An 18,252-nucleotide genomic window follows, 5' to 3' on the forward strand; every position below is an offset into this window, starting at 1 on the left:
TGGCTAATTCCCAATAGCAGGCATCTTCAGCACTGATTCTAGCGTATAATCTGAGTATCTTTGCACTTTACCTTCATTTCCTCAAAAGCAGTTGTGGTGAAGGTTAGATAGTTTTCGGAGATGTCTAGTGCATTGAGTAAAGAAGAAGTAGCAATAGCAATCTGAAAGGCAATCTGCAAAACTACTATTATCATGACGATGAAAAACAAACAGCCTATCCACCAGTTATCATCAACAACCGTATTTCCTCTTCTTTTGACTTCTGCTTCTGCATTAATAATAAGTTGATCAGCCCTTTTTTCTATCTCTGGTATTTCTTCTAAATAGCTACCTATTTCAGATACAAAATTATTCATAAATGAACGATGGCTTTGTTTAGCTAAATTGAGTTTTACACCTGTACAATCTTGGATTAACCCCAGAAGTTTATATAAATCTTGAGCTTTCCAGGATGTGCCACAGTCTAAACAAGCGTTAGCATTTCTATCTTCACCTGTAACAGCACCAACCGCAGCACCGACAACTCCAAACAAAGCATACCCAGCTATAGCACGTCCCCAGTTTACATCGGTTTCTTTTTTAATTTGAATGTGTTTAGAACCACAGTTAGGACAGTTAGCCATCTTTTATTTCCTTTATACTGCTATACTTACAGTATTATGACATTTTTAACCCCTTGTGTAAGTGTTTTGTTAAATTTTTTATATATTCAAGCAATTAACCGTCTAAATCAGGATTTCCAGGATTCAAGGATTTACAGGATGTTGGTTGGTATAGTAGGTTTCTATTTGATTGATTCCCTTTTTAAAATTGGATAGATAATAATTGACTGTTTACTCATGTATATGCCAATTTTCTAAATCAAAATCCCATGCTTGTTTAATTTTTTGAAAATCACTGTCACGAGAAACTACAATTAAATTATTTTCTATAGCAGTAGCAGCAATCCATAAATCATTTTCGCCAATACCTAAATCAGTAATTTTTGTTTTTCTGCGCTTATTTCTTTCTTTTGGTGCAAATTTATCCATAATTTTTGCTTTCAGCTTTGCATAAATATGACTAACGCTATCATTTATATCGTAAATAGAAATATCTGTTATAAAACCTTCTATAATCCGCAAATTATCTGCTACTTTCTGAGAATTTTCTGCCATATATAATAATTCTCCTTCAGTTACTACGGAAATAGCTAAATTAGATTCTCCAACACTTTTTGCATGATCTATAATCAGAGAATCCCCAAAAATCAAAGCACTACAATGGTTTGTATCCAGTAAATACATAAAATAAGATGTTGAGATTATTTAATTAATTGAATTATTGATTGTATTAAAATTCTGCTACTCCACGAGAATCATAGACTGCTTGTAAACAATCTTTAAGATCATCACCTTGCCATTTACCAGTATGGCGTAAAATTGATTTACCTGAACCTAGACGTTGAGGAGGTTTTACTTTTTTAGTTTTCATATTTTTTACCATTACTAGCAATTCTGCTATTTGTTCTTCTGTCATAGTATCAATTTCTGCAAATAGTTCTTCTTTAAATTTCATTTCAGTTTCTCCTAAATTTAATAAACATTTTCTGTGAATTAAGCAATATGTGGCTGAAAACCTTATGCTGTATAGATTTTGCAAATTCCACATTTTCTCTACCAATTCTCTTACATACCCATTCTACACAAACAGGAACAATAGCATTACCAAATAAAGCATACTGATCATAAATTCTTGCCTCTCTACACCAATCATCAGGAAAACCTATTAATCTGGCATATTCAACATTAGTTAAACGTCGAAATTTATCACCTACTTTATAACGTTCATAGTGTCTTGATGTGGAAGCAGTTAATGTTGATGCAATACCATTAATTCCAAATATTGTATAACCTAATCTTGAACCACCTTCCTGATTATATAATATTTCCACACCCTGACAATAACGATTAACAAACTTACTTTTTTTAATCCGTTCTAAGGTATCCTTTGTAAAGTCAAAAGTATGATCTACTATTGCTTCATCTTGCAGAATATCTTTCAGGTTTTTTCTGGGTTTGATATCTGTTAACATAGATATATTTTTAGTAAACATCTTATTTTTATAGGCAATATCCCAATTACCATTCTTACCTTTGTTTGCAGTTATAGGCAACATATATTGTTCTATTAATGATTCTATATCCTCTAAATCAATTAAGTCTTCTTGAGTTAAAAAAACAGATTTATTTTCTAAGACATGAGAATTTATATCTGGTAAATCTAGCTTAGTTCCAAAAATAAAAATTCTTTCTCAATTTTGCGGAATACCAAAACTGATAGGACTAATAATTCTCCACTCAATCAAATAATCTAACTCTGATAGCGCATTTAATATAACTCGGAAATGAGAGCCATTTTCCATTGTTAAAAGTCTTTTGACATTTTCTAAAAAGAAATATTGTGGTTTTTTGGCATCTATAATTTCTACAATACGTTCAAATAATGTCCCTCTCACACTATCTCTGATTCCCAATTTTTTACCAGCAGGGCTAAAGGGTTGACAAGGGAAACCAGCAGTTAAAAGATTATGGTTAGGTATATCTGATAAAGAAATATCTTTAATATCGCCTAAAACAATTGAGTCTTTAGCAAAGTTGCTTTTGTAAGCTTTACAACTTAATTCATTTATGTCATTTGCCCAGATAGTTTGAATATTGGCATTTTCTAAACCCAGTCGAAAACCACCAATACCAGCAAATAATTCTATGGCTGTCAATTCTTGTGTTTTCATTTATACGGAGCAAATGATTTATGAGTAGGTTTTTTCTACACTTTATTATATATTATATTTGACATTTTTTAAGTAAAATCCGGTATATATCTTTAATATCTGTTATATTAAATAATATAGAATCAGAAAATACACATCTCCCCACCTTCCAGACATTTCTAGAATTTTGTTATATGATTAAATCGCAGTTATTACCATAATTAATTTTTTCCATGAAACGTCAATCTAAACTAAAACGCCGCATCAGAAAATTCACATTTATTTCTATCATTATCTTCCTATTTTTTACCATAGTTGGCAGCAGTAGTATTAACTACTATCAGCCAATTCAACATACTGTAATGAGAAATAACATCAATAAAACAGCATCTACAAATACACCATTTATTCCCGATCCAGAATTAGATGATCAACAACGTTTTTTAGATACAATTACACATCAAATACAAAATCCTCCCCAACCTAACACCTATGAATATATCTTACTTCGTGCCTATGGTGCAATATTTATTAATCAAAATCCAGAAATTAAATTACCATCAAAAGTAATTTTAAACAACGAAGAAGAAACCCTAAATTTTCAGGATAATTTACAATTAACCCTAGTTGAAGGTACACAAGAATGTTACTTACAAAAAGCCGCCGCAGATGCGTTTAATCAAGCCAGAAATATCATAGATATACCTTTAAAATCTGGTTATTCTGGTGATTGTACACGAAGTTTTGCTACCAATTTACGATTTTGGCAGAAATATACAAATGATCAAACTTTAGAACAGGTAAAACAGGGAAAAGAAACTAATATTCTCAGTGTAGTTGCACCTCCAGGAACTTCACAACATCTCTGGGGTTTAGCACTTGATTTAAGAGTATCTAACCAAGAACAAAGAGAAGCATTAAACCAAAATGGTTGGTTTCAAACTGTTGCAAAAGATGTACCTCACTGGACTTATCTGGGTTGGGATGAAGAGAGTTTACCAAAATTTGGTTTACAGGAAAAAATAATAAGCGGTATTACTTATTGGTTGACACCAATTTAAGTAATTAAAACATAAGTCAAACATAACTCAAACATAACTCAAACATCAAAATACAAATGAGATTTTCACGGTACATCTATATAATAAAAATCGGCATTTTTAGCAATTTCATCAAATCCTTGTAAGTAGTCTTTAATCACATATTTTATTTTTTCTAATGCTTCCTGTTCTGTATCACCTACAGTCCAGCATCCGGGTAATGCAGGACACCAAATAGCATAGACTTGATCTATTTTGTTCAACTTAACTTGATAGCGCATATCCTACATTTTCTGGTAACTGCTATACTCCTAATTCTATAATCTTTATTAAGTTTAAAAGGAATCCCTTGATACTGTACTAGCGAAAACTGTGATTAAAATAGGATAAAAGTGTAAAACTAATCGTCAGCATTCAGCCATCAGCAAGACCCTGAACCCATCAATAATAGGTTGTAAATTGCTCAATCTCTCTCTAGAGAATAGCTGATTACTGATTACTGATAGCTTTGGTAAATGCCATTGTAGATAATAATTATTACAATAAAATAATCACACCACTTTAATTTGGAGTTCTCACAGTGGGTTTATTTGATGATTTAAGTCGGTTTTTAGAAGCACGTTTAGAAGAATTCTTGCGAAACAACCCCCACCTGGAGTTAGAAATGCTGTCAGAACAGCTACGGGAGCAAGAAGAGGATACACTAAAATTGATTGCAGATTTACAATTACAGGAAAAGCGATCGCAAGATGAAATACTAGAAACAGCACAGGAAATACAACGCTGGCATATCCGTGTCCAAAAAGCCAAGTCCGCAGGTAGAGAAGATTTAGCCATACCAGCGCAAGCAAGAGAAGACGCACTTTTGCGGGAAGGAAATCAGAAATGGGGACAAATGCAAGGTTTAAAAGAACGCATTACCCAGTCCCAAGAACTGCTACGCAAAATTCAACAGCGTCGTCAAGAAGTCCAAGCAAAAGCAGCAGAAGCGCAAAAAGCACGCGCACAAGCCCAAACTCAGCAACGTTTAGAAACTAATACTTGGCAAACTCCAGCTAGTAGTTATTCTAGCCAGTTTGATGATTTAGAAGAAAAGTTTCGTCGTTGGGAAACGCAAGATGAGTTGGAACAAATGAAACGCAACATGGGTAAATGATTTAGCAGAAAGGATGGAATTTAAATGTTATAATTTCATCCTTAATATGTTATTAACTCTTGATAATTTACAGCATAAAATTTAATTCTTGAAAAAATATTTAATTTAGAAATTACAACTTGATTTTTTGAAAGATTTTCACTATATTTAAATTAGATTTAAATTAGATTTAACAGCAGATTGCAGATCAATTAGGTACATAATTTAAATTGAAACCTATACACAAAGCTGGTTTTAATCCTGATTCCTACTGTAATTAGTTAGATGTTTTTATCAGATTTTTCTGTTTCCTTTCCACAGGTATTGAGCATTACTAATTATTCATCTTCACGACGTTTCAAATCATAACTGAGGAATGGAAAATAGTATCTTAGTAGACATTGTAGCCACTTTACAACGGTTATTTGTAGGTTACATACCCGCCGTTATTTTAGGTATCTTTGTTGGTTTTATTATTGGTATTAATGGCATAGTTTATCAGCTATTTAGTCGGTTATTCCAAATCCCAAATAGCATTCCTTCTATCGCTTTTTTACCTATTGCGCTGATTTTATTTAAAGAAAATGAAACCGCAGCTATTTTTGTGGTTTTTGTTGGTGTTCTTTGGGCAATAATTGTAGAAACTGCCACAGGTATTCATAAATTTCGCCAACAAGATAATAACTCTCGCGTAGCTATTTATTACATATTTAAAGCTTTAAGACTAGGTATGTGGATAGCTTGGTTTACAGTCATTGCTACAGAAATGCTTGCAGGTTCAAAAGGGTTGGGCTTTTTAGTTTGGAATGGTTATAAAGCCAACAACCCAAGATACATTATTGATGCTTTACTCTACATCGCTGTTATTGGTGTTTTTCTCGATCAACTGCTAGACTTAACTGGTAGTGTTCTTTACCAAATTGTTGGCGAAAAAAGTAAATCTTCTAAGAGTGAATAACTGATTATAACTGATTTATTTACTCATTATCTATTTCTCCGAATTGAACCTTGCCACCTTAATTTTTGTTGGGCAGAACGTTCACCTAAAGAACGTGTTGCAGTTAATTCAATCTCCACATTTGTACCAGAACTAAGAGCATCATTAGGTATTTTTAACTTCCCTAAATCCAAAGTAAATCGGTTATAATCACGAGTAACTAAGTTAGCAGGAATTTCCCCTTCATAAAAAGTTTGGAAATCAAAAGCACCAGAAAAACTATCTTTTGCCCGATATTTTATTTTAAATTGAGTGTTAATTAAATCAGACCTTCCTGCTAAATCTACTATTTTCAAATTTAGATTTTTACCTGAACCAGAAAACTCGGAAACTGCTAAATTTGTAACTTCTTTTTCAGGAATGGCATAGTTAACAGTGTACTCAGTTAATTGACCCTGAATTTTGGTATTACCATCAACCCACATATCTTCAGAAAATTCAATTTCTATTTGTTGATTATCATTTAAAGTTAGTATAACGTTTTGATTAGCAAAGTTAGCTATCGGCTGTTTTTCTTGCCAAATTAATTTAAAAGTTCCTTCCAAACGGCGATCAAATTCTCGATATTCATCAGTAATAACAGAACCAAAAGCAAGTAAAGCTGTAGCACCTTGACGCAAATTCCATTTATTTTTGGAAAGGTTAAATTGTTGAGTTGCTAATTCAGAAATTGCTACTTTATGAGTTGGTGTATCATCTCTTAATGGTTCTTTGCTATTAATAATGGTTAAAGTTCCTAAACTTCCGCGTTTACCTTCTCGTGCATCACTCCCATCTCTCCCATCCCTACCGTCGTAACAACGATAAACTTTATTAGTACATTTATGGTCAGCACCACCGGGAGTTCCTTTGCAAGTTTTTACTTCCCAACTGCGACGACGACAGTTACAACCCTTTGTACCTTGACCACCACGGCCACCACGTCCACTTTCTCCTCCATCTGCACGGACAAAAATTTTCTTTAAATCTGCCACGTTGCTGTAATAAACTATGAGAGAACCACCATTTCCCCCATCTCCACCTTTACCACCAGTACCACCATTACCACCATCAGGGGCGTTAATATTTCTGTTAACGTTTTCTCTGTAATTTCTACCGCATCTAGGACGAGAAGCATTTTCTCCATCTTCCCCATCTTCGCCGTTTGTTCCTGAGAGGTCAAGATTTATGGGTGTACTTTCAGAGGAAATGGTTATTGTTTGGTTTTGTCCACTCCTTCCATCTCTACCCCCACGGCCATTACTTCCTCTATATCCATCCTGAGTATAATATTTGCGATCTCGTTCTCGATCTGAGTCATGATAGCGATCGCTAATTTGATCGCTAATTTTATTAGTAATTTTATATTCTCCTTTAGTTAGGTTTTCTGCACAAACATCTACAGCGATCGCAGGTAAAAAGTTATAGCTATTTACTAAGCAAAAAGATACTAATATTGGTAATTTTTTAGTCAAACTCTGAAGCATGGGAATTATATCTAAATTTCTTAGTTAATATACAACTGCTGACGTTCAATTTTGCGAATTTTCTCCCTAAAATTACATATAAAATGCTAAAAAAAGTGGCTCTGTTAACAACAGAACCACTGGTGTTTTTACACATTTAAGTAAAGTTATCTAGCTTGACCATGAGCAGAAACCGCATCAATGGGTTTCATCAGGTACAAGTTTAATAACTGCCAACCATGAGAAATGTAAATTGGCAGTTTTTGGAAGAATTGCAGGAATTTGGGTGTATTGGAGTTGGAAATTGCGCTCAATTTTTCGTTATTCTTGACACAAACATCCAAACGCTCGTAAAACTTGGGATTATCCACATCTAACATGACGGGGAAGACTCTTCCAGCAGTTTCATTAGTCTTCTTAATCACATAAATGTCATATTCCCGTGCATCTAAACCGATAGCAGCATAGAAATCTTTACGCTGAATATCGTTGAGATACATAGTAGCAAATACTGACAACAGGAAAAAGCGACTCCAAAGTTTAGCTCTCCAGTCATTGAGCATTTGGGGTTGCGCTCTCATGATGGCATCAAAGAAGTCACCATGACGGTTTTCATCCTGACACCAATTTTCAAAGAAGCGGAAAATTGGGTAAATTCTATCTTCAGGATGTTGTTCTAAATGACGATAAATGGTGATATAGCGCCAATAACCAATCTTTTCAGAAAGGTAGGTAGCGTAGAAGATGAATTTGGGCTTAAAGAAGGTATAATTGCGGCTCTTGGTCAAAAACCCTAAATCTAAGGATAGATTAAAGTCTGACATGGCCTTGTTTAAAAACCCAGCGTGGCGTGCTTCATCCCGTGACATTAAGTTAAAGCATTCAGCCAATACAGGGCTTTTATCTTTTAAGCGGCGGCCGAGTTCTTTGTAAAGTAAAAAGCCGGAAAACTCCGCAGTACAGGAACGTTCCAGAAATTCAATGAACAACTGGCGAGTTTCCCCATCAATATGATCCCAGGATTGTTCAAATTCGGCATCCCGGACAAAGTGATGGCGGTTATAGTCAACCCGGAATTCTTCAAGGATGGCTTTTAACTCGTCTTCGTTGACGGAGATATCCATCCGCGCCATTTCATCAAAATCGGTTGTGTAAAACCGGGGTGTTAAAAGGGTTTCTTTAGAGGGTACTTTCACCCCAGGACGCATTTCTTCAAAGCCTGGTTTTTTTAGGGAATCTACCATGTTTGCTTGCAGTGAGTGTCTTTCTTAATTTTGAACCAAGGACAATAATGACATTTGTATGAAATACAGTGTACCAAGGTCTAGGCGTGAAAAGGGAAATAAATCATTAAGAGTTGCAACAAATCTTTAGTTATTGCGGAATGTGGGTTGAAAATTGGTAGTTAGTTGGGATCACTGATGCCAGTCTGGACTTTACTTGTTAAGTTATTATGAGTATTAATCAGCTTAAATAAAGCAGTAAATAATACGAAGGCATTGGTGAAAAGTTAAGGAAAAGGAGAAATTGTCAAGTCTAATATACGTCTTGGTTCTGGCACTAAAAAGACTCCGTTAAAAATCAAAAATGTAGGGGTTTAGCGTTGCTAAACCCCTACCGTAAATCCCTACATTTATCGCACACTAAACCAAGAGCGTTTGCAACAAAGGTTTATCAGCATCTAACTGACCATTTCTCAACCATTCATCCATTTCATCAGGTGCTTTAGCTTGAGAAAGCTTTTCTCGTAAATAACCACCTTCGAGAATTTCCTTCTCTAATAATTCCTGAGAAATTTCCTCTAATAAATCGCGGTTATTTTGCAGAATACTCAAAGCAATGTGGTGAGCATTATCAACAATTTCTTTCACTTCGCGGTCAATTTCTTGCGTCATTTGCGGACTAATTGAACGTCGAGGATTACCATAACCTTCAATAAATTGTTGTTGGACTTTTTCAAATGCAACAGGTCCGAGTTTATTACTCATCCCATAAATTGTAATCGCTCTTTCCGCTAAATCTGTGGCTTTTTGAATATCGTCAGCAGCACCAGTGGAAACTTTACCAAATACAATTTCTTCCGAAGAACGTCCACCTAATAAAGTAGCAATACGTCCTCTTATTTCATCTTCTACCATTAAAAATCTGTCTTCTTCTGGCATTTGAATTGTATAACCCAAAGCACCTACACCACGAGGAACAACAGAGATTTTTTCTACTTTACCTGCTCCTGGCATTAATGCACCAACTATAGCATGACCGACTTCATGATAAGCAACGGTTTTTTTCTCAATTTCATTTAAGATACGAGAACGTTTTTCTAAACCGGCAATTAGTCTTTCGATAGCTTCATTAAAGTCAGCCATTAATACTGCTTGACGGTTATTTCTTGCTGCTAATAATGCAGCTTCATTAACTAAATTTGCTAAATCAGCACCAGCAAAACCAGGTGTACGAGTAGCAATAATTCCTAAATCAACATCTTCTGCTAATTTGACATTTCTGGCATGGACTTTAAGGATAGCTTCTCTACCAATTTTATCAGGTCTATCTACCACAACTTGACGGTCAAAACGACCAGGACGACGTAAAGCAGGATCGAGAACTTCAGGACGGTTAGTAGCAGCGATGATAATAACACCAGTGTTAGCATCAAAACCATCCATTTCTGTTAATAATTGGTTTAATGTTTGTTCTCTTTCATCATTACCACCAACGAAACCACCAGCACCACCACGAGATTTACCCAAAGCGTCTAATTCATCAATGAAAACAATACAAGGTGCTTGTTGTTTTGCTTGTTCAAATAAATCTCTAACTCTTGCAGCACCAACCCCTACAAATAATTCAATAAATTCAGAACCGGAAATACTAAAGAAAGGAACACCCGCTTCACCAGCAATAGCTTTTGCTAATAATGTTTTACCAGTTCCTGGAGGTCCAACTAATAAGACACCTTTGGGAATTTTTGCTCCTAAATTTGTGTATTTAGCAGCGTTTTTCAAGAAATCAACTATTTCTTCTAATTCTGCTTTTGCTTCATCCACACCTGCAACATCTGGGAATTTTACCCCAGTGCTACCTTCAGAATAAATCCGCGCTTTGCTTTTACCAACTGTTAATGCTGCTGGTCCTCCACCTTGACGACTCATTAAAAATGCCCAAATTCCAAAGAAAATTAAGGGGGGAGCAACCCAACTTAATATAGTACCAATCCAGGCGTTTTCATTTGGTGGTGGTGCGGCAAATTCTACATTATTTTCCCGCAGAATTTTGGGTAAATCTAAATCAATTGCTACAGGTGTGGTTCTAAATACCTGCTCCACGGTTTTACCTTCAGGATTTTCGGTTTTGATTGCGTATTCAATGCGATCGCTCCCCACAACCGCTTTTTCTACCTTACCCGCTTTTACCTGAGCAATAAAATCACTATAAGGAACTTGGGGTAATCGTGGTCCAAAAATACTGGGAACTATCAAATTCAGCAGCAATAACAAAGTTAGTAAAATTAAGAAGCTCCCACCAAACTGACGAATTTTTGGCGTTTTCATTTTGTTCTGATTATTATTATTTGTTTCTACAGGCATGATAATTTACCTCTATAAAATTTGCTCATTGCTAATGGCTCAATAATTGTCAATTATCAATTGTCAATTACCTCTCCTTTAAATTTAGAGTCTTGAAAAAGCGGAATCTTTGGTTTTTTACCCTTGAAAGGGTAGGTTTTAAACCTTGAATGAAACAATTATCAATTATCAATTGTCAATTATCAATTTTGATCCTACTCTTGCTGCAAACTAACTTACCAATCTAAAAATAGCCGTAACTAGCAGAATTGCTAGAGCATTTCCCAGAGAAAATTGGTATAATGCTAAAGCTATAGGTATTAATCTACCAACTACATTCAGAGCTACTACGGTAGGAAGATGCACAAGTAAAGTTTTGTATCTGATTTCTATTGTAGAGAATGTAGAGAATCAATCTTCCAGTCTAAATTCGTGTATACCCTACCAAAAAAATGTGTATTCCCGCACTTCTATGAAAAATCAACTATTCTTTTTGCTGAAACTACTTCTTTTGTCAACTGTCATCTCGTTTTTGATTAAGTATGCAGGACCAATGTTGTTAATTCCAGCTACATCTTTAAACGCGCTATTTTCAGTTTTCTTGCCTACTGTAATTATGATAACTCTCTTACTTTGGCGAATACCAGCACAAAAACAAAGTTAAAGCAGCAGTCAGTAATTAGCATTCAGCTTTTTAAAGCAAATTTACAAACATAATATTTGATCATCTACCGATGAATCAAATATTCTGACTCCTGTACGGCTTTAGCAGTGTTAAACCCCTACTGACTTCTGAATTATTTAGGACTTACACAAGATTGAACTCAAAACCTGATTCTTGCGTAGAGGTCATTCATGAATTGCCCCTACTGACCTTATGTTTTGCGTAAGTTCTGTTATTGCTAAAATTTCATCTCACCAAGCTTTGGGAGTTAATCTGTGAAACTGGGTCAATGGATAGGTTTAATCGCCTTAATTCTATCTTTATATATATTGTGGCAATTGCGGGAAGTGCTATTACTGATATTTGCTGCTGTTGTGTTAGCAACTACCTTAAATCGGTTAGCACGAACTTTCCAAAATTTAGGCATAAAAAGTGGGTTTGCGGTTTTTTTGTCAGTGATGATTTTTTTAGCGGGTGTAATAGGTTTTTTCTGGTTAATTGTGCCACCTTTCGCCCAACAATTTCAAGAATTAACCTATCGAGTTCCCCAAGGTTTTGAACGTATTAATACTTGGATTGATGAACAGAGAACTTACATTCCTGAACAATTGGAAGTTTTTATTCCTGATATAAACAGTTTAGTTGCCGAAGCACAACCTTTAATTAATCGGGTATTAGGAAATTCTTTTGCTTTTGTTTCTGGTTCTTTAGTAATAGTCCTCAATATTTTATTAGTCCTAGTTTTAACTGGGATGTTTTTAGCTAATCCTAGTGCTTATCGGAAAGTATTTGTGCGGCTATTTCCTTCATTTTATCGCCGACGGGTAGAGGGAATTTTAGATCAATGTGAGCTTTCTTTAGAAAGATGGGTATCAGGGGCTTTTCTTGCTGTTTGTGTAGTAGGATTGATGAGCTTGATCGGCTTATCACTATTGGGTGTTAAAGCTGCTTTAGCCTTGGGAGTTTTAGCAGGTTTTATGAATTTAATTCCCAACTTGGGACCAACTATGAGCGTAGTTCCAGCAATGGCGATCGCTCTTTTAGATAATCCTTGGAAACCTGTTTTCGTCTTGATTCTCTACTTTGTTATTCAACAAGTTGAGAGTAATTTTATCACACCGATAGTTATGGCGCATCAGGTATCTTTGTTGCCAGCAGTAACTTTAATTTCTCAATTATTTTTCGTTACATTCTTTGGATTTTTAGGATTATTTTTGGCATTACCTTTAACCGTTGTTGCTAAAATTTGGGTACAAGAAGTCTTAGTTAAAGATGTCTTGGATGAGTGGAAACATAATCATCATGATCATCATGTAGAAAATCAATTAGTGATGGTTTCTGAATCTTCTGATATTAATGAAACTAAGGAAATGGAACTTACAGCAGATGATGAAGATTAATTACAACATCCCAGCAAATAGATCCCCAAGTTCTGACAATTTTCATTTCACTTATAGGTTAATATACAACTAACATCTAGGGGTAATCAAGATGGTTAACACAGCAGTAAGAAGTCTCACTTTTGAAGAATACTTAAATTATGAAGATGAATCTGGGTTTCAATCTGAACTGGTTGATGGACAATTAGAAATTATGAATCCACCTACGATTGAACATTTTTTGATTTGCAAATTTTTAGAAAAAAATATAGATGCAGAAATTCAAACTTTAAGTTTACCTTGGTTGTGTTTTCGGGAAACTGGGGTGAGAACGAGTAAAAATAAATCGCGGTTGAGTGACTTGTGTGTGGTGACGGAAGAAGATGCGAAAGAACTAATAAATGCTTCTGCTGTGTTTGAGTCAGCACCATTATTAATTGTAGAAGTTGTCAGTCCAGAATCGGTAAAAAGAGATTATCGTTATAAAAGATCGGAATATGCTGCTTTAGGAGTTACTGAATATTGGATAGTAGATCCTTTAGAAAATAAGATTTCTGTTTTATTGCTAGAAGAGGGATTATATGAAGATACAGTATTTACTGCTAATGAAAAAATTATATCGCGGACTTTTACTGAATTGAATCTTACAGTTGAGCAGGTTTTGAATGCAGGGAAGTTGGTGTAAATAGTAGGTTAGGTTGTTTGTAAATCTAACCTACAGTAAAAATGTGAGATTTTTTGGTAACCCTCTTTATTTTCTTAGCACTATGTAATGATATTTTCATCAAATTTGCATGAGTCATTTGAGCAGCAGTTAAGTTGGCAATCTCTAAATTTGCTTCACTTAAATTAGCAGCCTTTAGATTGGCTTGAAGTAGTTTTGCACTGTTCAAATTTGCCTTAGTTAAATTTGCGCTACTCAAGTTAGCCTGACTTAAATCTGCACCTTGAAGATTGGCTAATTCTAAGTTTGAATTTGTTAAATTAGCACCAGTTAAATTTACTTGTTGTAAGTCATAACCAGATAAGTCAGCCTTTGGCAAAGCAGCACCAGGAGCAATTAAATAAGCACCAGCTTGAGAAATAGCAAAATCTTGAGGTAAGATAGTTTGCAGATTGTAAATAGCTTTTTGGAGATTTACACCTTCAAGATTTGCACCTTCAAAGTTTGCTTCCAAAAGATTAGTTTTACTCAAATTAGCGTTATTCAAATCTGCTCCAATTAGCTTTGCTTTTCTCAAATTTGCCTTGCTCAAATTAGCGCCTGTTAAATTAGCACCGTTCATGTTAATTTGATAAAGATTCGCTCCAGTTAGGTTTGCTTTTCTAAGTTTGGCATTTTCTAGGCTTACTGAGGTAAGTTTGATATTCTCAAGATTGGCATTATAAAAATTAGCTTCATTCAAGGTAGTATTAGATAAGCTACTATTACTAATATCTACACCCTGAAGATTAGCACCATCTAATTTTACAGAATACATTTCAATAGCCTGAAGATTAGCATTTTTGAGCTTGGCTTGAGTAAAATTGACTCTACTGATAATTTTCCCACTCAAATCTACACCAGCTAAATTAATACCTGTAAAATCCCGTTCTCCTGCTTCATACCTGCGCCAAAATTCCTCCGCACTAACAGGAATATCCTGATAATCTTCCTCTGCTGCATACATCCTATTAACTAACCACATCACCCTTTCAATCTTAAATTCCAAATCATTGAAATTTCTGCTATCTTCCGTTTCCTCAACAACTACATCAACTTCCTTTTCTTCCTCACTCTCACCAACATCAATATTTTCAACTTTACCCGCTTTTTCTATCAACTCACCTTGATTTTCTTGTTTATCTACCCTCTCAAAAAACTGTGAGACTATTTCTGCATCATCTAAAATTTTCACCTCAGTTGAATTTTCACCATCCTGTAAATTGTCACTTCCATTAGCTGACTCATTTAGACGCTGTTGTAAATCAGCAACTTGAGCAGTTAAATTGACTATCTCTTGTTGCAAATTTTGAACTTGTACTAATTCTGGTCTATTATTAAAATCCTGTTTCAATTCATCAAAATACTGTTTTAACCAAGCAATATTTTTTCGTCTTAGATCCTGTTCCCGTTCAACCTGAGAAATTCGCTCTGCTAAAGCTGCTAAACTTAGTTCTGAATTTGAATTAGTCATAAATCTTAGCCTCACTGTCTTTTACCCGTATTTACAGGTTTCCCAAAATCAAGGCTAAACTAACAACAGCAGGATATAAATTTTTGTGAATTTTCCTAACTGGATCATCATATTCATTATGGATTGGTTTTCTGTCAGCTTAGTAAAAGGTGAAAAATGCTCCAACCCCAGAGGATGAAAAAGTTAACAAATCAGGTATAATGGAGAAAGTTATTTTTTCATAGATGATGAGGATTTTTCAATATGACTCAAGCAATAGAAAAGCCTAAATCTATCTTAGCAATGATCGAAACTTTAACACCTGAACAACAAGAAGAAGTGTTAAATTTTATTGAGTTTTTACAATTTAAAGCTCAAAAATATGATACAGAAACAACAGGTAAATCTCAACAAAAAACACCAGAGGAATTAGGCTGGCCTCCTGGTTTTTTTGAAGAAACTGCTGGTTGTTTAGCTGATGATCCTATTCAAAGATATCCTCAAGGTGAATATGAAGAACGGGAGCAATTAGAATGATTTATTTATTAGATACTAATGCCTGTATTGTTTATCTAAATCGTCCACTGTCTAATGTCAGGAAACGATTAGAAACTATACCACCTCATGATGTTGCTGTTTGTTCAATTGTGAAAGCAGAACTATTTTATGGTGCAATGCGTAGCCATAATCCATCTAAAACTTTAGCTGGACAGGAAAGATTTCTCAAGCTTTTTGTGTCTTTACCATTTGATGATGGTGCTGCTCATATTTTTGGACGAATTAGGACAGAATTATCTGCTGCTGGTACGCCAATTGGTCCTTATGATTTACAAATAGCGGCTATTGCTATAGCAAACAATTTGATATTGGTGACGCATAATGTCAAAGAATTTAGCCGTGTAAATGGTTTACAGTTTGAAGATTGGGAAGTTTAATAAATAAATTAAATATAAATAAATAAATTGTCATGCAGCAAGCCATATATAATTATGTTGATAATTATCCTCACTTTCAGGTTTGAAAAATTCATAGATTTTAGATTTTAGAAATTAATCCAAAATCCAAAATCTAAAATCCAAAATTGATTAAGCCGCTTGTGGCTGAACTAAATTTTCAATTCCTTGAACAACCGTAGCAGATTCAATTTTGTCCCCAGCTTTAAGCGTATCTAAAATGTCCTTACCTTCAGTCAGATAACCAAAAACAGAATAGCGACCATCTAAAAGATTACGTCCAGCAGGAGTTAATTCTGGTTCAAATAAAAAGAAGAAAACTTGAGAAGAACCACCATCTACATTACCTTCAGGACGTGCCATTGCTAAAGCACCAAAAGAAGAAAAAGGTAATACTGGCATATCAAGATAACGTCCAGCATCTTCCAAAGTAATACCATAAGTTGGTTCTTTGTCGCCTTCTACCAAAATTTCTAAAGGAATAGCCCGATATTTACCAGTTGCAGGATCAATAAAACCGACTTCTTTACCTTCAGGATCTCCTGTTTGTAATACATAAGATTCTTCAGAACGGGTAAATTCTAAACCGTTATAAAAACCCCGTTGCACCAAGTCGACAAAATTACCAGCAGTCACCGGGGCGCTATAACCATCTACAACTACAGTCAGATCCCCTTTATTGGTTTTTATGGCAATAGTAGCGCGGCCTTTAAGTTGAGGTAAATTACTAAACTGAGCAAGAACTTCAAAAGGAAATTCTGTCACCATTGACTCTTCTAACAAAGTCACAAGATTGAGTAATTTCGCTCTGCCTTCAAGAATAGGGTCTTTTTGTTTGTTTTTAACTACTTCTTGCAATTCTGCAATGCCAGATTTTAAATCAGCAATCCAAGCTTCGGCTTGGGGTTGGCGTTCTGCGGGAACGCTTGTTAAGATTTGGGAAGGTTTATCGAGAATCCGTGAAGCTTGGCTGAGGTCTCTGGAAACCGCACCCCATCGCTTATTGGCACGTAGTTGATTAGAAATATCTTCTAAACTAGCTTGCAGTTTGCGTACTGGTTGATTATCAATAGGCAGTGCATACCGTAACAAAGCTTTACCGTCAGTGATAGCGTTACCAGATGGCAGGGCTGCATAACTAAAGGAAGTCCACCCAGCAGTGCTTATGCCTACAAGTATTGTTACCAGCAGCATGGTTTTGAGGCTGTATTTCAGCCAGGATTTTATGAAGTTAAACATGGAATTTCTCAAATGCAGCATCAAATAGTTAACTGTATGAACTGGGAAGTAACCCATCATTCATCTTCCCATATTGCGGATTGGTAATGGGTAATGGGTAATTGGTAATGGGTAATTGGGTTATTTACCTTCCCTATTCCCTATTCCCTATTCCCTATTCCCTGTTCCCTGTTCCCTGTTCCCTAATAACAGGTACAATAAATGCCGACTATCTTCCAAAATTTGCAAGTTTCATGATCTCTAGTAATGACTTTCGACCCGGTGTTTCTATCGTCCTAGACGGGTCTGTATGGCGGGTGATTGATTTCCTTCACGTTAAGCCAGGTAAAGGTTCTGCCTTTGTACGGACAACTATTAAAAATGTCCAAACCGGCAAGGTTTTAGAACGGACTTTCAGGGCTGGTGAAACTGTGCCACAGGCTACTCTTGAAAAACTGACAATGCAACATACCTATAAAGAAGGTGAAGAATTCATCTTTATGGATATGGAAACTTATGAAGAAGGTAGATTAAGTGCTGCACAAATTGGCGATCGCGTTAAGTACCTCAAAGAAGGTATGGAAGTCAACGTTATTCGTTGGGGCGAACAAGTGCTAGAAGTTGAATTACCTAATTCTGTGGTTCTCGAAGTAGTTGAAACTGATCCTGGTGTGAAAGGTGATACCGCTACAGGTGGTACTAAACCAGCGAAGGTAGAAACCGGCGCAACTGTCATGGTTCCCCTGTTTATTTCTCAAGGTGAACGGATCAAGATAGATACCAGAGAAGATAAATATTTAGGCAGGGAATAAGCCGCTTTTTTGTGGATATCCCAGATCGATTTCCAGCCCTTGTCATCCAGCGAGGTAGGAGAAATGAACAATCTCCCGTAATACCCGGAAATCACACCAAATTTCTGGGTATTACCTCCTGAATGGGAGAATAAG

At 35.4% G+C, this 18,252-nt stretch carries 17 protein-coding genes and 1 pseudogene; 8 read left to right on the forward strand and 10 right to left on the reverse strand.

Translation table 11 applies throughout. The features are described from left to right. Window positions 1-38: 38 nt before the first annotated feature. From IQ237_RS23110 to IQ237_RS23125, 4 genes and pseudogenes are all read right to left on the reverse strand, one after another. Complete coding sequence (locus tag IQ237_RS23110; protein WP_194059370.1) at window positions 39-623, reverse strand: hypothetical protein; 585 nt, start codon at window positions 621-623, stop codon at window positions 39-41. Between the two features lie 210 nt (window positions 624-833). After that, window positions 834-1,286 carry a type II toxin-antitoxin system VapC family toxin gene (locus IQ237_RS23115; protein ID WP_194059372.1) on the reverse strand — a complete coding sequence of 151 codons (453 nt, stop codon included), beginning with the start codon at window positions 1,284-1,286 and terminating at the stop codon, window positions 834-836. Between the two features lie 46 nt (window positions 1,287-1,332). After that, window positions 1,333-1,557: a hypothetical protein gene (locus IQ237_RS23120; RefSeq protein ID WP_194059374.1), complete on the reverse strand. Its 225-nt coding sequence runs from the start codon at window positions 1,555-1,557 to the stop codon at window positions 1,333-1,335. 1 nt (window position 1,558) lies between these two features. After that, window positions 1,559-2,773 (reverse strand): annotated as a pseudogene (locus tag IQ237_RS23125) (DNA cytosine methyltransferase). Window positions 2,774-2,985: 212 nt separating this feature from the next. Here IQ237_RS23125 and IQ237_RS23130 point away from each other — a divergent pair. After that, the gene (locus IQ237_RS23130; RefSeq protein ID WP_194059376.1) at window positions 2,986-3,813 is read left to right on the forward strand and encodes a D-alanyl-D-alanine carboxypeptidase family protein; all 828 of its coding nucleotides are present in this window, start codon (window positions 2,986-2,988) and stop codon (window positions 3,811-3,813) included. 65 nt (window positions 3,814-3,878) lie between these two features. Here the strand turns inward: IQ237_RS23130 and IQ237_RS23135 are convergent, their stop codons facing one another. Further along, entirely contained in the window at window positions 3,879-4,073 is a 195-nt protein-coding gene (locus tag IQ237_RS23135; RefSeq protein ID WP_096567665.1) for a type II toxin-antitoxin system HicB family antitoxin, read from the reverse strand. A 299-nt stretch (window positions 4,074-4,372) separates the two neighbouring features. Here IQ237_RS23135 and IQ237_RS23140 point away from each other — a divergent pair, with 299 nt between their 5' ends. Continuing rightward, window positions 4,373-4,948 carry a TIGR04376 family protein gene (locus tag IQ237_RS23140; protein WP_194059378.1) on the forward strand — a complete coding sequence of 192 codons (576 nt, stop codon included), beginning with the start codon at window positions 4,373-4,375 and terminating at the stop codon, window positions 4,946-4,948. Window positions 4,949-5,303: 355 nt separating this feature from the next. After that, complete coding sequence (locus IQ237_RS23145) at window positions 5,304-5,885, forward strand: ABC transporter permease (protein ID WP_194059380.1); 582 nt, start codon at window positions 5,304-5,306, stop codon at window positions 5,883-5,885. A gap of 26 nt (window positions 5,886-5,911) precedes the next feature. Here IQ237_RS23145 and IQ237_RS23150 read toward each other — a convergent pair whose 3' ends face one another. The 3 genes from IQ237_RS23150 to ftsH all read right to left on the reverse strand — a co-directional run bounded on the left by IQ237_RS23150 (window position 5,912) and on the right by ftsH (window position 10,956). Beyond that, on the reverse strand, window positions 5,912-7,390 hold the full coding sequence (locus tag IQ237_RS23150; RefSeq protein WP_194059382.1) for a collagen-like protein: 1,479 nt from the start codon (window positions 7,388-7,390) through the stop codon (window positions 5,912-5,914). 146 nt (window positions 7,391-7,536) lie between these two features. Then, on the reverse strand, window positions 7,537-8,613 hold the full coding sequence (gene acsF / locus IQ237_RS23155) for a magnesium-protoporphyrin IX monomethyl ester (oxidative) cyclase (RefSeq protein ID WP_194059384.1): 1,077 nt from the start codon (window positions 8,611-8,613) through the stop codon (window positions 7,537-7,539). 399 nt (window positions 8,614-9,012) lie between these two features. Further along, the gene (ftsH, locus tag IQ237_RS23160) at window positions 9,013-10,956 is read right to left on the reverse strand and encodes an ATP-dependent zinc metalloprotease FtsH (RefSeq protein ID WP_194059386.1); all 1,944 of its coding nucleotides are present in this window, start codon (window positions 10,954-10,956) and stop codon (window positions 9,013-9,015) included. 918 nt (window positions 10,957-11,874) lie between these two features. Between ftsH and IQ237_RS23165 the strand changes: the two genes are divergently transcribed. Continuing rightward, window positions 11,875-12,999 carry an AI-2E family transporter gene (locus IQ237_RS23165; RefSeq protein ID WP_194059388.1) on the forward strand — a complete coding sequence of 375 codons (1,125 nt, stop codon included), beginning with the start codon at window positions 11,875-11,877 and terminating at the stop codon, window positions 12,997-12,999. Between the two features lie 91 nt (window positions 13,000-13,090). Continuing rightward, window positions 13,091-13,663 (forward strand): Uma2 family endonuclease, encoded by a 573-nt coding sequence (locus IQ237_RS23170; protein ID WP_194059390.1) that lies wholly within the window; start codon window positions 13,091-13,093, stop codon window positions 13,661-13,663. A 25-nt stretch (window positions 13,664-13,688) separates the two neighbouring features. Here IQ237_RS23170 and IQ237_RS23175 read toward each other — a convergent pair whose 3' ends face one another. Further along, the gene (locus IQ237_RS23175) at window positions 13,689-15,155 is read right to left on the reverse strand and encodes a pentapeptide repeat-containing protein (protein ID WP_194059392.1); all 1,467 of its coding nucleotides are present in this window, start codon (window positions 15,153-15,155) and stop codon (window positions 13,689-13,691) included. 243 nt (window positions 15,156-15,398) lie between these two features. On the opposite strand from IQ237_RS23175, the gene IQ237_RS23180 reads away from it, so the two are divergent. After that, entirely contained in the window at window positions 15,399-15,671 is a 273-nt protein-coding gene (locus tag IQ237_RS23180; RefSeq protein ID WP_194059394.1) for a DUF2281 domain-containing protein, read from the forward strand. Further along, window positions 15,668-16,069, forward strand: a complete 402-nt coding sequence (locus IQ237_RS23185; RefSeq protein WP_194059396.1) for a type II toxin-antitoxin system VapC family toxin — start codon at window positions 15,668-15,670, stop codon at window positions 16,067-16,069. Before IQ237_RS23180 ends, IQ237_RS23185 begins: the two co-directional genes overlap by 4 nt. Window positions 16,070-16,219: 150 nt before the next feature. Here IQ237_RS23185 and IQ237_RS23190 read toward each other — a convergent pair whose 3' ends face one another. Continuing rightward, window positions 16,220-17,326 (reverse strand): peptidylprolyl isomerase, encoded by a 1,107-nt coding sequence (locus IQ237_RS23190; protein WP_194059398.1) that lies wholly within the window; start codon window positions 17,324-17,326, stop codon window positions 16,220-16,222. Window positions 17,327-17,559: 233 nt separating this feature from the next. Between IQ237_RS23190 and efp the strand changes: the two genes are divergently transcribed. After that, entirely contained in the window at window positions 17,560-18,117 is a 558-nt protein-coding gene (efp, locus tag IQ237_RS23195) for an elongation factor P (protein WP_096567692.1), read from the forward strand. Window positions 18,118-18,252: the final 135 nt, after the last annotated feature.

This window comes from Sphaerospermopsis sp. LEGE 08334, assembly GCF_015207205.1.
GTDB lineage: Bacteria > Cyanobacteriota > Cyanobacteriia > Cyanobacteriales > Nostocaceae > Sphaerospermopsis.

Excerpts from the sequence above, each read along its gene's own strand:
- IQ237_RS23110 (WP_194059370.1), bottom strand. The coding sequence starts at position 623 with ATGGCTAACTGTCCTAACTGTGGTTCTAAACACATTCAAATTAAAAAA.
- IQ237_RS23120 (WP_194059374.1), bottom strand. The coding sequence starts at position 1,557 with ATGAAATTTAAAGAAGAACTATTTGCAGAAATTGATACTATGACAGAA.
- IQ237_RS23130 (WP_194059376.1), top strand. The coding sequence starts at position 2,986 with ATGAAACGTCAATCTAAACTAAAACGCCGCATCAGAAAATTCACATTT.
- IQ237_RS23145 (WP_194059380.1), top strand. The coding sequence starts at position 5,304 with ATGGAAAATAGTATCTTAGTAGACATTGTAGCCACTTTACAACGGTTA.
- IQ237_RS23180 (WP_194059394.1), top strand. The coding sequence starts at position 15,399 with ATGACTCAAGCAATAGAAAAGCCTAAATCTATCTTAGCAATGATCGAA.
- IQ237_RS23115 (WP_194059372.1), bottom strand. The coding sequence starts at position 1,286 with ATGTATTTACTGGATACAAACCATTGTAGTGCTTTGATTTTTGGGGAT.
- ftsH (WP_194059386.1), bottom strand. The coding sequence starts at position 10,956 with ATGCCTGTAGAAACAAATAATAATAATCAGAACAAAATGAAAACGCCA.
- efp (WP_096567692.1), top strand. The coding sequence starts at position 17,560 with ATGATCTCTAGTAATGACTTTCGACCCGGTGTTTCTATCGTCCTAGAC.
- IQ237_RS23135 (WP_096567665.1), bottom strand. The coding sequence starts at position 4,073 with ATGCGCTATCAAGTTAAGTTGAACAAAATAGATCAAGTCTATGCTATT.
- IQ237_RS23185 (WP_194059396.1), top strand. The coding sequence starts at position 15,668 with ATGATTTATTTATTAGATACTAATGCCTGTATTGTTTATCTAAATCGT.
- IQ237_RS23170 (WP_194059390.1), top strand. The coding sequence starts at position 13,091 with ATGGTTAACACAGCAGTAAGAAGTCTCACTTTTGAAGAATACTTAAAT.
- IQ237_RS23175 (WP_194059392.1), bottom strand. The coding sequence starts at position 15,155 with ATGACTAATTCAAATTCAGAACTAAGTTTAGCAGCTTTAGCAGAGCGA.
- IQ237_RS23190 (WP_194059398.1), bottom strand. The coding sequence starts at position 17,326 with ATGTTTAACTTCATAAAATCCTGGCTGAAATACAGCCTCAAAACCATG.
- IQ237_RS23150 (WP_194059382.1), bottom strand. The coding sequence starts at position 7,390 with ATGCTTCAGAGTTTGACTAAAAAATTACCAATATTAGTATCTTTTTGC.
- acsF (WP_194059384.1), bottom strand. The coding sequence starts at position 8,613 with ATGGTAGATTCCCTAAAAAAACCAGGCTTTGAAGAAATGCGTCCTGGG.